This window comes from Streptomyces sp. NPDC006314 (assembly GCF_040613075.1).
Classification (GTDB): domain Bacteria; phylum Actinomycetota; class Actinomycetes; order Streptomycetales; family Streptomycetaceae; genus Streptomyces.
The window spans coordinates 426,325-439,793 of the sequence record NZ_JBEXRL010000003.1 but is presented as its reverse complement, the minus strand read 5'-3'; the positions used below and the strand labels follow the sequence as shown (position 1 = coordinate 439,793).

The window sequence follows — 13,469 nt, the reverse complement described above, 5'->3', positions numbered from 1 at the left end:
ACGCCGGCGGCCTCCCCTGTGTGCCGGACCACGGCCTGCTGCGGCCGAGCCTCGACCATCCCTCCGGGATGCGGCCGGCCACGGCCTTCGAACCGCTCATGACGCCGGGCGCGGGGCAGCCGACCGCCGAAACGCCCGGATCGCGTACGGTGAAAGGCCTGCACCGGATCAACGCGGCCGCCACCTGCGCGCCGAACCGCCCCACCACCGAGGTACCCGCCCACCAGCCCGGCGGCAAACGGCCCGTCGGGACACCGGCACCGGGCTGCCCCCGGGAACAGGCGATGCCGGCGTGCGGCTGCCGGATGCGCACCCCCCACCAGCACACCAGCCGCCGTGCCCCCGCCGTCCTCGCACCCCGTGGACGCCTGGACGGCGACGCCGAGGTGCGCACGCTCGACGGGACACCCGAGCGCACGGCCGCCTTCGAGCCGGCCCCCGCCGGCCGCGGCGCCGCCGCCGAGACACACCACCCTCCGCCGGTGGCCCGCCCGGCCACCCCACCCCACCCCCGCCCGGCAGGAGGAAGCGTAAGTGAGCACGGCACCCCACCCCCGGCACGGCGTCGAGGAACTGTGCGCGGCGGGCGCGGAGCTGTACACACGCGCGCTGCGCGAAGGGCACGTCACCGCGGTGGACGCCGTCGGTGTGCCCTGTCTGGTCGGCTTCGGGCTGCTGCGGCCCGCCGCCGGCGATCCTGAGCGCCTGGAGCCCGTGCCACCGGCCGTGGCCTTGCACCGGCTGCTGCGCTCGGCGGCCGACCGGATCGCCGGCGAGCGCCGGCGCGAGGCCCTGCTGGCCGACGCGTTCGAGCCGCTCATGCGGATCGACGGCCGGCGGACCGAGAACACCGCGGACACCCCGACGCTGCGGGTGCTCAGCGGCACGGCACGGATCAACGAGGCCATCACGGAGGCGATGAGCACGGCCCACCGCGAGTTGCTGTGCGTGCAGCCGCACCACGAGCTGAACACCCCGCGCGGCCACGCTTCGCAGAGCGTCGCCGTGCGGCGCGACCAGGCCGTGCTCGACCGTGGTGGCCGTATCCGCACGCTGTACCAGCACACCCTGCGCCATCGGCCGTCCGTGGCCGCGTACTACGAGCAGTTGAGCGGTGACACCGAGGCGCGCAGCCTGGACGAGGTCACCGACCGGCTGATCGTCGTCGACCGCACCGTCGCCTTCCTCCCGGCGAACGCCGACGGCACCCTCGCCCTGGAGGTACGGCACCCGGCGCTGCTCACGTACTTCGTGACGATCTTCGACCGGCTGTGGCAACTGGCGACGCCCATGTATCCGCGGGCCGTCCAGCGGCCGTCCGTGGGCGGCGTCACCCCGCGCCAGCGGAGCATCGCCGCGCTGCTCGTCGAGGGCCACACCGACGCGGTCATCGCGGAGCGGCTGGGGATGAACGTCCGCACGGCCCGTGTCCACATCGCCAAGCTCGCCACCACCCTCGGCAGCGAGAGCCGGGCCCAATTGGGTTACCTCATCGGGCGGTCGGGGATTCTCGACCGGCAGGAGGAGGCGGCCCGGTGACCCACCGCGAGCATGGCGTCGAGGAGCTGTGCCCCGCCGGGGAGAAGCTCTACGAACGCGCCCTGCGGGACGGGCACCTGCCCGCCGCCGAAGCCGCCGAAGCACCCTGCCTGACCGGCCTCGGGCTGCTGCACCCGGCCGTCGACGACCTCACCCGCCTGGAGCCGGTCGCCCCCGCCGCCGTACTGAACCGCTTCCTGCGCGCCTCCCGTGCCCGCATCGCCGAGGAACGGCGCCGGGAGGAGCGGCTGACGGAGCTGTTCGAGCCGCTCATGCACGCCGACCCGCGGCACGGCGCGCCCGCCGACACCCCCACCCTGCGCCTCCTCAGCGGCACCGAGCCCATCAACCGCGCGATCAGCGAGGCCATGGCGGAGGCGGCCGAGGAGGTGTGCTGCGTCCAGCCCAACACCCACTACCACGACGAACGCGGGCAGATCGCGCAGAGCCGGGCCATGGACCGCGACCAGGCACTGCTCGACCGGGGCTGCCGTATCCGCACCCTCTACCAGCACACCCAGCGCCATCTGCCGCTCATCGGCGCCCGCTACGAGCGGCTGCGCGGCCGCGCCGAGGCACGCACGCTCGACGAGTTGCCGGACCGGCAGATCATCGTCGACCACACGGTGGCGTTCCTTCCAGCCGGCGACGACCACCGGCTCGCCCTGGAGGTACGCCACCCGGCCCTCATCGGCTTCTTCCTCACCGCTTTCGACCGGTTGTGGCGGCTGGCCACCCCCATGTACCCGCAGACCGTCCAGCCGCCATCGCTCGGCGGTGTCACACCCCGCCAGCGCGCCATCGCCGCGCTGCTCGTCGAGGGCCACACCGACGCGGTCATCGCCGAACGGCTCGGCATGAACGTCCGCACGGCCCGGCTCCACATCGCCAAGCTCGCCGGCGCCCTCGGCAGCGAGAGCCGCGCCCAGCTCGGCTACCTCATAGGACGGTCGGGGATTCTTGATCAGGAGCGGTGAGGGCGGTGGCCGGCCGGCCGGGGCGATGGCCGTCCAGGCCCACCTGGGCGATACGGACGCCGAGTTGGGTACGGCTGGCCGCGCCCAGCGTCTCCGACAGACGGGCGATGTGGGCGCGGCAGGTGCGGACGCTGATGCCGAGCCGCTCGGCGATGACCGCGTCCTGATGGCCCTCGGCGAGCAGTGCGGCGATGGACTGCTCGCGGTGCGAGATGCCCTCGATGCCGGTGTCGGGCAGGGGGGCGGTGAGCGGGATCGCCAGCCGCCACAGCCGCTCGAAGACCGTCACCAGGTATTCCACGAGGGCCGGATGGCGTAGTTCCAGGGCCATCGTGCGATCGGAGTTCGCGGGGATGAAGGCCACCGTGCGGTCGAAGAGGATCAGCCGGTCGATGACCTCGTCCAGGGTGCGGGCCTCGACCGTGTCACCCATCAGCTCCAGGTAGTTGAGCAGCCCCTGCCCGTGCCGCGCCACATGCGTGTACAGGTCGCGCATGCGCACGCCCCGGCCGCGCAGGGTCAGCGCCCGGTGCAGTCCCTCGGTCAGCTCGGCCTCCCGCCGGATGCCGCCCGGCTGCACGGTGAGCACCTCCGTGGTGCACGCCTCGGTCGCCTCGTCCATCGCGGCCTGGATACGGGAGAGCCCGTCCAGCACCCGGATGGCGCTGCCCTCGGCCGGTGCCGCCAGTGCGTTCAGCTGCCGGCCGAGGCCCGCGTACCACTCGAAGGCCGCCACGGCCGAGCCCACCCGCTGCTGGCTCTCGTTGACCTCGTCGTAGACCCCGCGCAGCAGCCTGGTCATGACCTCCTGCGGGGAGGTCGGCACCAGCCAGGCCATGTCGTCGGGGTCCGGGTGCAGCAGGGCCAGTTCCAGCAGGCAGGGCACCGGTTCGGCATCCGTGCGCGGCACCCGTCCGCGGCGTACGGCCCGGGAATACACACGGTCCCCGGCCTCGCACAGCCGGTCGGCACCGTGAGGATGCTCCTCCGCCCCGTGCCCGGCCATCGCGCATTTCACCCCCGGTGTGCTGCCACTTCCGCAGCGCAACTATGCGCGGCGCCGACCGGGTCCGCAACACGGCTCTCCCGACGGGGGCTGCCGTAAACCACTGCTATGCCCGGGTTTCCTCCAGGCTCCGCCCGTCGCATTGCAACAAGATGACGGTGGTGGCGCGGACTTCACCGGTGCATCGTTGTTCCCACTTCCCCCGGGTGCCCCAGGTACCCGGGGCGGTCCCGGCCCGGGCGCCCCGCCCGCCGGGCCGCGGCATCGCGCCCACGGGGGTGGCGCGATGCCGGGAGGGCCACCGCGGACCCGGCCACGGCCCGTCGGCGTTACCTCAGGCCGATCGCCGCGCAGGACGCCTTGTACCTGGCGGTGCAGATGTCGTCGACACTGTAGATGCCGTCCTCGATGACCGTGCTCTTGATGGTGTCCTTGGTCAGCGCGCTCACCTGGACCAGCTTGGCCGGGATGTCCTTGGCGGTGGGGCTGTCGACCCTGTCCTGGGTGAGGGCGTCGAACTGGATGCCCTTGCCCTGGATCTTGGTGACGGCCATCTGCGCGGCCGCCTCGGCCTCGTCCGGGTACGACTTGTAGACGCTCATGTACTGCTCGCCGGCCACCACCCGCTGGACCGCGTCGAGTTCGGCGTCCTGGCCGGTGATCGGGGGCAGGTGGGTGACGCCGGCCGTCTTGAGGGCCTTGATGACACCGCCCGCCACGCCGTCGTTGGCGGCGTAGACGGCGGCGATGTTGCTCTTGCCGATCTGGCCGATCGCCTGGGCCATGTAGGCCTCGGCGACCTCCGGCTTCCAGTCCTTGGTGTCGAAGGTCTTCGCGATCGTCACCTTGCCGTTCAGCTCGGACAGCGCGCCCTGCTTGAACTGCTTGGCGTTCGGGTCGGTGGGCGAGCCGTTCATCATGACGATCTTGTCGGAGGTGTCGACGTCCGAGCCCAGCGCCTCCAGGAGCGAACGGGCCTGCACCTCGCCGACCAGCTCGTTGTCGAAGGAGATGTAGGCGTCGATCGGGCCCTCGGCGAGCCGGTCGTAGGCGATGACCGGAATGCCCGCGTCCTTGGCCTTCTTCACCCCGTCGGCGACGGCGTGCGAGTCGACCGCGTCGAGCAGGATGACGTCGACCTTGTCGTCGATCATCTGCTGCAGCTGGTCGGCCTGCCGGGTGGCGCTCGCGTCGGCGTTGGCGTACGTGACCTTGCCCTGCTTCCGGGTGAGTTCGGCCACCTTGTCCCGGATGATGGGGTAGTCGAACTTGTCGTAGCGGGTGTTGGCCTTCTCGGGAAGCAGCAGGCCCACGGTGACGTCGTCGCCCTTGGTCGGGCTCGCGCTCGCGCCGTCCCCCGCCGCGTTCAGCACGCCGCAGCCGGCGAGCGAGAGGGTCATCGTGGACACGGCCACGGATATGGCGATACGACGCATTCGAGGGCTCACTTCAGGTGCGTTCCGGACGTGGGTGCTGCAATACGACCCAGGTGTCTGAAAAGACAACGCGGAGCCGCCACTCGGCGTCAAGCGGAATCACTTAACGAGTCCGCAACACCACGCTCAGCTGCCCCTGTGAAGGCAACACGGAATCACCTCCAAACACCCTTTACGGACCCTTCACCCAAGGGGAGTTCACGGGCGGGCAAAGATCGCCACAAGCAACTCCGGTCCCGGCGCGCCGTGATCACCGGGAGGTGTACCCCACCGCCCCGACCCGACCGGGACAGCGAATGATTCCAGCCATTCCGCTTCGGCACCGTCACCGTCCGGCTGGACGCGCGGGCGGGCGGGTGTCCCTCGACGGTGTGGAGCGGCCGGATCCCGCCGGGGGACGGCTGATCCGGCGCTCGTCCCACGCCGGCCTCCGAGGGCCGCGGACGGGTGCTCGCCGAGGGGTGGGAGGACGCGCCCCCGGAGGCCTTCGGCACCGGTGCGGCAGCCGGCCGGGCTCCTCACCGCCGTACTCGCCGCCGGCCTGTTCCCCGGCTGACCCGGCCGACCCGGCCGACCCGGCGGGGTGGCGGTACGGGGAAGCGCCCTGGTGCCTGCGGGCCCTTCTCGCGTGTTCCACTCGACGCGGGGTCAGTCCGGCTGCTGCTGCCGCTTGGGCCGCCACACCACCAGCGCGCTGGTCTGCTGGACCTCCTGGTACGGCACCAGGTCGCGGCGGTAGGAGGCGTGGACGGCGGCCTCACGCTGCCGCATCGCGGCCGCCGCGCCGTCCAGGGCCGCCTCCAGCTCCGCCACGCGGGACTGGAGTGCGGCGACCTGGTTCTCCAGTTCGATGATCCGCTTGATGCCGGCCAGGTTGATGCCCTCGTCCTGCGACAACTGCTGCACCTGGCGGAGCAGTTCGATGTCGCGGGCCGAGTAGCGGCGGCCCCGGCCGGCGGTGCGGTCGGGGGAGACCAGGCCCAGACGGTCGTACTGGCGCAGCGTCTGCGGGTGGAGTCCGGAGAGCTGGGCCGCCACCGAGATGACGTAGACCGGGGTCTCCTCGGTCAGTTCATACGGGTTACGTCGACGGCCGTCCATCACCCTCAAGCTCCCTTCGCGGCCTCGAACAGCTCCGCCCGCGGGTCCTCGCCCGCGGTCGCCTCGCGATACGCCTCCAGCGCGTCACGAGCCTTCCCCGACAGGTCCTTGGGGACACTCACCTCGACGGTGACGAGCAGATCGCCGCGGGTGCCGTCCTTGCGGACCGCGCCCTTGCCACGGGCGCGCATCGTACGGCCGTTGGGCGTGCCCGGCGGCAGCTTCAGCGTGACGGGCGGACCGCCGAGGGTCGGCACCCGCACCTCGCCGCCGAGGGCCGCCTCGGTGAACGTCACCGGCACGGTGACGGTGAGGTTGTCGCCCTTGCGCCCGAACACCGGGTGCTCGCCGACGTGCACGACCACATACAGGTCACCCGCCGGACCGCCCCGCTCACCGGGCGCGCCCTTGCCGCGCAGCCGGATGCGCTGCCCGTCGGTGACGCCCGCCGGGATGCGGACCTGCATCGTGCGGGACGACTTGGCGCGCCCGCTGCCCTTGCATTCCAGGCAGGGGTGCTCGGCGATCAGGCCGCGGCCCTTGCAGTCGGGGCAGGGGTCGGTGAGCGAGAAGCCACCGCCCGAGCCCCGCGCGACCTGCCCGGTGCCGACGCAGGTCGGGCACACACGCGGGGTGCCGTTCTTGTCGCCGGTGCCGGAGCAGGCCTTGCAGGGCTGCTGGGACGTCATCCGCAGCGGGACCGTCGCACCCTCGATCGCCTCGGTGAAGCTGAGGGTGACCTCGGTGTCGATGTCCTGGCCGCGCCGCGGCTGGGTCCGGGTCGTCCCCGCGCCACCGCGGTTGAACAGGCCCCCGAAGACGTCACCGAGTCCGCCGCCGAAGCTTCCGCTCTGGGCGCCGCCTCCTCCGAAGAGGTCGCCCAGGTCGAAGTTGAAGGAGCCGCCGGCCCCGCCCGGCCCGGGACGGAAGCCGCCGTTGCCGAACAGGGCGCGGGCCTCGTCGTACTCCTTGCGCTTCTTGGGGTCGCCGAGCACGTCGTTCGCCTCGGAGATCTCCTTGAAGCGCTCCTCGGCCTTGACGTTGCCCTTGTTGGCGTCCGGATGGAACTCGCGGGCGAGCTTCCGGTACGCCTTCTTGATCTCGGCCTCGGTGGCGTCCTTGGGGACGCCGAGGACCTTGTAGTAGTCCTTCTCGATGAAGTCCTTGGTGCTCATCCCCGACGTCCCTCCTCTCCTGCGTCGTTGGTGATTACGTCAGCCCTCCTCCGGGCCACCGTTCTCCTTGTCGTCGGCCGCCGCGCTCTCCTCGGCTTCCTCGGCCTTGACGGTCTGCGCGCCGGGCTGCGGCTCGGCGACGGCCACCCGCGCGGGGCGGATGGTGCGCTCGCCGATGCGGTACCCCGGCTGCAGGATCGCCACGCAGGTCGTCTCGGTGACGTCCGGCGCGTAGGAGTGCATCAGGGCCTCGTGGATCGTCGGGTCGAAGGGCTCGCCCTCCTTGCCGAACTGCTGCAGGCCCATCTTGGCCGCGACCGTCTCCAGCGACTCGCCGACGGACTTGAAGCCGCCGACCAGTTCACCGTGTTCCCGCGCGCGGCCGATGTCGTCGAGCACGGGCAGAAGCTCGGTCAGGAGGTTCGCGATGGCGATCTCCTTGACCGCGATCCGGTCCCGCTCGACGCGGCGGCGGTAGTTCTGGTACTCGGCCTGGAGGCGCTGGAGGTCCGCCGTACGCTCACCGAGCGCCGTGCGCACCTGGTCCAGCTGGGCCACCAGACCCGCGTCTGCCTTTTCGTCCCCGGCCGGGGCCGCCCCCTCCTCGGGAGCGGCCTTCGGCTCGGCGTCTTCGGGGGTCGCGCCGGAGGGGACGTCGGGCTTCTCCTCGAAGCCCGGGGTCTCCTCCGTCACGCGGCACCGTCCTTGCGCTCGTCGTCCACGATCTCTGCGTCGACGACATCGTCATCGGCCTTGGCCTCACCGGCATCGGTGGACGCGCCACCCGCGGCCTGCGCCGCCTGGGCGTCGGCGTACATGGCCTGGCCCAGCTTCTGGGAGACGGCCGCGACCTTCTCGGTGGCGGTGCGGATCTCGGCGGTGTCCTCGCCCTTGAGGGCTTCCTTCAGCTCGCCGATCGCGGCCTCGACCTCGGTCTTGACCTCGCCGGGGACCTTGTCCTCGTTGTCCTTGAGGAACTTCTCGGTCTGGTAGACCAGCTGCTCGCCCTGGTTGCGGGTCTCGGCGGCCTCGCGGCGCTTGTGGTCCTCCTCCGCGTAGCGCTCGGCCTCCTCGCGCATGCGGTCGACCTCGTCCTTCGGGAGCGAGGAGCCGCCGGTGACGGTCATCTTCTGCTCCTTGCCGGTGCCGAGGTCCTTCGCCGTGACGTGCATGATGCCGTTGGCGTCGATGTCGAAGGAGACCTCGATCTGCGGGACGCCGCGCGGCGCCGGCGGCAGACCGGTCAGCTCGAACATGCCGAGCTTCTTGTTGTACGCCGCGATCTCGCGCTCGCCCTGGTAGACCTGGATCTGCACGGACGGCTGGTTGTCCTCGGCCGTCGTGAAGATCTCCGAACGCTTGGTCGGGATCGTGGTGTTGCGCTCGATCAGCTTGGTCATGATGCCGCCCTTGGTCTCGATACCGAGGGACAGCGGGGTGACGTCGAGGAGCAGGACGTCCTTGACCTCGCCCTTGAGGACACCGGCCTGGAGCGAGGCGCCGATGGCGACGACCTCGTCCGGGTTCACACCCTTGTTGGCCTCCTTGCCGCCGGTCAGCTCCTTGACCAGCTCGGCGACCGCGGGCATACGGGTGGAGCCACCGACGAGGACGACGTGGTCGATCTCGTTGATGGAGATGCCGGCGTCCTTGATGACGTTGTGGAACGGCGTCTTGCAGCGCTCCAGCAGGTCCGCCGTCAGCTGCTGGAACTGAGCCCGGGTGAGCTTCTCGTCCAGGTGCAGCGGGCCCTCGGCGGACGCGGTGATGTACGGCAGGTTGATCGAGGTCTCGGTGGACGAGGACAGCTCGATCTTGGCCTTCTCGGCGGCCTCGCGGAGGCGCTGGAGGGCCATCTTGTCCTTGGCGAGGTCCACGCCGTGGCCGGACTTGAACTGCTGCACCAGGTAGTCGACGACGCGCTGGTCCCAGTCGTCACCACCGAGGTGGTTGTCACCGTTGGTGGCCTTCACCTCGACGACGCCGTCGCCGATCTCCAGGAGGGACACGTCGAAGGTGCCGCCACCGAGGTCGAAGACGAGGATCGTCTGGTCGTCCTTGTCGAGGCCGTAGGCGAGCGCGGCCGCGGTGGGCTCGTTGACGATACGAAGGACGTTCAGACCGGCGATCTCGCCGGCCTCCTTGGTCGCCTGACGCTCGGAGTCGTTGAAGTAGGCGGGGACGGTGATGACCGCGTCGGTCACCTTCTCACCCAGGTAGGACTCGGCGTCCCGCTTCAGCTTCTGCAGGATGAACGCGGAGATCTGCTGCGGGTTGAAGTCCTTCCCGTCCAGCTGGATCTTCCAGTCGGTGCCCATGTGACGCTTCACCGAGCGGATGGTCCGGTCCACGTTCGTGACCGCCTGGCGCTTGGCGACCTCGCCGACGAGCACCTCACCGTTCTTGGCGAAGGCGACGACGGACGGCGTGGTCCTGGCACCCTCGGCGTTGGTGATGACGGTGGGCTCGCCGCCCTCCAGAACGCTGACGACGGAGTTAGTCGTGCCCAGGTCGATGCCGACCGCACGTGCCATGGTTGATTCCTCCAGCTGACTTGAGTGGAACAGGCTCAAGTGTGCCTGAGGAGATGCAACGGGTCAACAGACCTGAGCCAGCCAGACTCAAGTCTTATCCGTTCCTTACACGCAACTGCCCCCTGACCTGCGTGGATGCCCCGCGCCGGGGTGGCTGGACAGGGATACGAAGGAGTACGAGCACGACCAGCAGCACCGCTCCCGCCACCCACGACACGGCTCCGCCGCCGGTCCATCCGGTGTGCACGAGCACACCCACGAGCACGGAGGCGAAGGAGCCGGCACCCAGCAGCACGACGGACCCCTGAGGGGTGAGCCCGAGCCGCCGCAGCCGGTGCGCGAGATGGTCCGGGCGCCGCCTGAGCAGCGGTCGCCGGGCCAGCAGCCGGGCGATGACCACGAGCACGGCGTCGGCGGCGGCGACCGCGCCGAGGCAGAACACCACCGCCGCACTCGGCTCGATCGCGTACCCCGCGCGCGTGAAGACGACGGACGACGACAGCAGGAATCCGGTGAACAGCGACCCGCACGCTCCCAGACCGACCCGCGCGGGATGCCAGTTGTGCATCAGGAAGCCGGTGAGGGCGGCGGCGAGGACGCTCAGCAGCACGGCGAGCCCGTCCATCAGCTCGGCGGCGGCGCAGGCCCCCGCCCCGAACGCGGTGACCACCCCGACCGTCCCGGCCAGCCCGTCGGCGTGATCGAGCCCCTTGAACGCGAGGGAGGCGAGAACGATCCATCCCACGGCCAGCGCTCCCCCCGGCACTCCCGTCTCGTCGTACGGCACCACGCAGGCGGCCGCCACGGCCGTACCCGCGACGAGCACGCGCGCGCGCAGCCGCCACACGTCGGCGACCAGGCCAAGCGCGGCGACCACGGCGGCGGCGACCAGCAGCTTGCCGACCCCGTCGCCGAGCGGGGCGACCCGGGTCCATTCCCCCACCCAGGCGACCAGACAGGTGACGGCCACGACGGCGAGCCCCCCGAGCGCCGGCAGGGGCCGCTGTCGGCGCCGGTCGAGGATGCCCAGCCGGAGCGCGGGCACCCTGAGCAGCGCCGTGAGCACGGCGGCGAGGAGGAGAGCGGCGGTGGCGGCGGCGATCCCGTAGAGCACGGCTCTAAGGTAGGGGTGAAAGTAGCAATTCGGTATGAATAACACGATCCGATTGCCCGCCGGATACGCCGGACGGGCTCGCGGGCCCAGGGGAAAGGCGGACCTCAGCGACCCAGATCACCCCGCGCTCCGCTACATCCCGAAGGAAGATGGGGGTAGTCTCAGACGGACTGCATAAGTTACCGCTTAGTAATGTCGCTCGGTTAATTCGAGGCCGCCTCAGGAGCCCCAATGCAACTCGCCGCGATCATCGTGTCGCTGGTCCTGATCGTGGTCGGCGTGGCACTGTTCGGCCGCGCCCTCCTGCAGATCTACAACTTCATGCGGCTGGGCCAGCCGGTGCCGGCCGGTACCCGGACCAATGATCCCACGCAGCGCACCATCACGGTGGCCAAGGAGTTCATCGGCCACACCCGGATGAACCGCTGGGGCGTCATCGGCGTGGCGCACTGGTTCGTGGCGGTGGGCTTCTTCTCCCTGCTGCTGACGATCGTGAACGCGATCGGCCAGCTCTTCGAGGCGGACTGGCTCCTGCCGATCGTCGGCGACTGGGCGCCCTACAACGTGTTCGTCGAGTTCCTCGGCACGATGACGGTGCTCGGCATCCTGGTCCTGATCGTCGTCCGCCAGCTGAGCAAGCCGAACAAGCCGGGCCGCAAGTCCCGCTTCGCCGGCTCCAACTTCGGCCAGGCGTACTTCGTCGAGAGTGTCATCCTCATCGTCGGCGTCTGCATCTTCATGCTGCACGCCCTCGAAGGCGCCCAGCACCACGTGGACGGCTACGAGGCCTCGTTCTTCATCTCGTACCCGGTCGTCTCGTGGCTCAGGGGCATGGACGTCTCCACGCTCCAGAACCTCACCTACTTCTTCGCCGGCCTGAAGATCGCGACCTCTTTCATCTGGATGATCACGGTCGCCCTGAAGACCGACATGGGCGTGGCCTGGCACCGCTTCCTCGCCTTCCCGAACATCTGGTTCAAGCGCAACGCCGACGGTGAGACCTCCCTCGGCGCCCTGCTCCCGATGACCTCCGGCGGCAAGCCGATCGACTTCGAGGACCCGGGCGAGGACGACGTCTTCGGCGTCTCCCAGGTCGAGCAGTTCTCCTGGAAGGGCCTGCTGGACTTCTCCACCTGCACCGAGTGCGGCCGCTGCCAGTCGCAGTGCCCGGCCTGGAACACCGGCAAGCCGCTCTCCCCCAAGCTACTGATCATGTCCCTGCGGGACCACGCCCACGCCAAGGCGCCGTACCTGCTCGCGGGCGGTGGCAAGACGATGGAGGGCGAGGAGAAGGCGAGCGAGGAGCAGCTGGCGGGCGTCCCCGCCGCCGCCCTGGCCGAGGCCGAGCGGCCGCTGATCGGCACCGCCGAGGAGAACGGCGTCATCGACCCGGACGTCCTGTGGTCGTGCACCACCTGCGGCGCCTGCGTCGAGCAGTGCCCGGTGGACATCGAGCACGTCGACCACATCGTCGACATGCGCCGTTACCAGGTCATGATCGAGTCCGCGTTCCCCTCCGAGGCGGGCACGATGCTCAAGAACCTGGAGAAGAAGGGCAACCCCTGGGGCCTGGCCAAGAAGCAGCGCCTGGAGTGGACCAAGGAGGTCGACTTCGAGGTCCCGGTCGTCGGCAAGGACATCGAGGACCTCACCGAGGTCGAGTACCTGTACTGGGTCGGCTGCGCCGGCGCCCTCGAGGACCGCGCCAAGAAGACCACCAAGGCCTTCGCCGAGCTGCTGCACATCGCGGGCGTCAAGTTCGCGATCATGGGCGGCGACGAGAAGTGCACCGGTGACTCCGCCCGCCGCCTGGGCAACGAGCCGCTGTTCCAGGAACTCGGCATGGAGAACGTCGCCGCGCTGAACATGGCCTTCGGCGAGGACGACGAGGACCCGGCGACCAAGAAGCCGAAGTCGGCGAAGAAGATCGTCGCGACCTGCCCGCACTGCCTCAACACGCTCGGCAACGAGTACCCGCAGCTCGGCGGCGACTACGAGGTCATCCACCACACCCAGCTGCTGCAGCACCTGGTGGACGAGGGCAAGCTGATCCCGGTCACCCCGGTCGAGGGCATCATCACCTACCACGACCCGTGCTACCTGGGCCGCCACAACAAGATCTACACGCCCCCGCGCGAGATCATCGGCAAGGTCCCGGGCCTGCGGAACGAGGAGATGCACCGCCACAAGGAGCGCGGCTTCTGCTGCGGCGCCGGCGGCGCCCGGATGTGGATGGAGGAGCGGATCGGCAAGCGCATCAACAACGAGCGCGTCGACGAGGCCCTCTCCCTGAACCCCGACATCGTGTCGACGGCCTGCCCGTTCTGCCTCGTGATGCTCACGGACTCCGTGAACGGCAAGAAGAACGACGGCAAGGCCAAGGAGTCCATCCAGGTCGTGGACGTCGCCCAGCTCCTGCTGGACTCCGTCAAGACCCCGGTCCCGGACGACGAGCCCCCGGCGGGCGCGGCCGAGTCGGAGACCGAGCCGGAGCCGGAGCCGGTGAAGTAACGGCCCCAAAGGCCACCAACGACCGCCCCCTGACCCGCACGGGCAGGGGGCGTCGTCGTACCCGGCGGGAAGACGG

Annotated in this window: 10 protein-coding genes; 3 read left to right on the top strand and 7 right to left on the bottom strand. The window is 70.4% G+C overall.

Annotation, left to right across the window (positions count from 1 at the left end; all coding sequences use genetic code 11):
- Positions 1-534: 534 nt before the first annotated feature.
- Positions 535-1,539 (top strand): LuxR C-terminal-related transcriptional regulator, encoded by a 1,005-nt coding sequence (locus tag ABZ079_RS07710; protein WP_356938487.1) that lies wholly within the window; start codon positions 535-537, stop codon positions 1,537-1,539.
- On the top strand, positions 1,536-2,516 hold the full coding sequence (locus tag ABZ079_RS07705) for a helix-turn-helix transcriptional regulator (RefSeq protein WP_356938486.1): 981 nt from the start codon (positions 1,536-1,538) through the stop codon (positions 2,514-2,516). The genes ABZ079_RS07710 and ABZ079_RS07705 overlap by 4 nt, the downstream gene beginning before the upstream one ends.
- Here the strand turns inward: ABZ079_RS07705 and ABZ079_RS07700 are convergent.
- From ABZ079_RS07700 to ABZ079_RS07670, 7 genes are all read right to left on the bottom strand, one after another.
- Positions 2,479-3,522 (bottom strand): LuxR C-terminal-related transcriptional regulator, encoded by a 1,044-nt coding sequence (locus ABZ079_RS07700; RefSeq protein WP_356938485.1) that lies wholly within the window; start codon positions 3,520-3,522, stop codon positions 2,479-2,481. The two genes, ABZ079_RS07705 and ABZ079_RS07700, sit on opposite strands and share 38 nt — an antisense overlap.
- A gap of 329 nt (positions 3,523-3,851) precedes the next feature.
- Positions 3,852-4,958, bottom strand: a complete 1,107-nt coding sequence (locus tag ABZ079_RS07695; RefSeq protein ID WP_356938484.1) for a substrate-binding domain-containing protein — start codon at positions 4,956-4,958, stop codon at positions 3,852-3,854.
- A 648-nt stretch (positions 4,959-5,606) separates the two neighbouring features.
- Positions 5,607-6,059, bottom strand: coding sequence for a helix-turn-helix domain-containing protein (locus tag ABZ079_RS07690; RefSeq protein WP_356938483.1), 453 nt, complete (start codon positions 6,057-6,059; stop codon positions 5,607-5,609).
- 5 nt (positions 6,060-6,064) lie between these two features.
- On the bottom strand, positions 6,065-7,234 hold the full coding sequence (gene dnaJ, locus ABZ079_RS07685) for a molecular chaperone DnaJ (RefSeq protein ID WP_356938482.1): 1,170 nt from the start codon (positions 7,232-7,234) through the stop codon (positions 6,065-6,067).
- A 39-nt stretch (positions 7,235-7,273) separates the two neighbouring features.
- Complete coding sequence (gene grpE / locus ABZ079_RS07680; protein ID WP_356938481.1) at positions 7,274-7,927, bottom strand: nucleotide exchange factor GrpE; 654 nt, start codon at positions 7,925-7,927, stop codon at positions 7,274-7,276.
- Positions 7,924-9,768, bottom strand: a complete 1,845-nt coding sequence (dnaK, locus tag ABZ079_RS07675; RefSeq protein WP_356938480.1) for a molecular chaperone DnaK — start codon at positions 9,766-9,768, stop codon at positions 7,924-7,926. Before dnaK ends, grpE begins: the two co-directional genes overlap by 4 nt.
- Before the next feature lie 94 nt (positions 9,769-9,862).
- Positions 9,863-10,882, bottom strand: a complete 1,020-nt coding sequence (locus ABZ079_RS07670; RefSeq protein ID WP_356938479.1) for an MraY family glycosyltransferase — start codon at positions 10,880-10,882, stop codon at positions 9,863-9,865.
- A gap of 231 nt (positions 10,883-11,113) precedes the next feature.
- On the opposite strand from ABZ079_RS07670, the gene ABZ079_RS07665 reads away from it, so the two are divergent.
- Complete coding sequence (locus tag ABZ079_RS07665) at positions 11,114-13,393, top strand: (Fe-S)-binding protein (protein WP_356938478.1); 2,280 nt, start codon at positions 11,114-11,116, stop codon at positions 13,391-13,393.
- Positions 13,394-13,469 lie beyond the last annotated feature (76 nt).

Bases quoted from the DNA above. Each gene is read 5' to 3' on its own strand.
- ABZ079_RS07665 (WP_356938478.1), top strand. From the start codon at position 11,114: ATGCAACTCGCCGCGATCATCGTGTCGCTGGTCCTGATCGTGGTCGGC.
- dnaK (WP_356938480.1), bottom strand. From the start codon at position 9,768: ATGGCACGTGCGGTCGGCATCGACCTGGGCACGACTAACTCCGTCGTC.
- dnaJ (WP_356938482.1), bottom strand. From the start codon at position 7,234: ATGAGCACCAAGGACTTCATCGAGAAGGACTACTACAAGGTCCTCGGC.
- ABZ079_RS07700 (WP_356938485.1), bottom strand. From the start codon at position 3,522: ATGGCCGGGCACGGGGCGGAGGAGCATCCTCACGGTGCCGACCGGCTG.
- ABZ079_RS07695 (WP_356938484.1), bottom strand. From the start codon at position 4,958: ATGCGTCGTATCGCCATATCCGTGGCCGTGTCCACGATGACCCTCTCG.
- ABZ079_RS07690 (WP_356938483.1), bottom strand. From the start codon at position 6,059: ATGGACGGCCGTCGACGTAACCCGTATGAACTGACCGAGGAGACCCCG.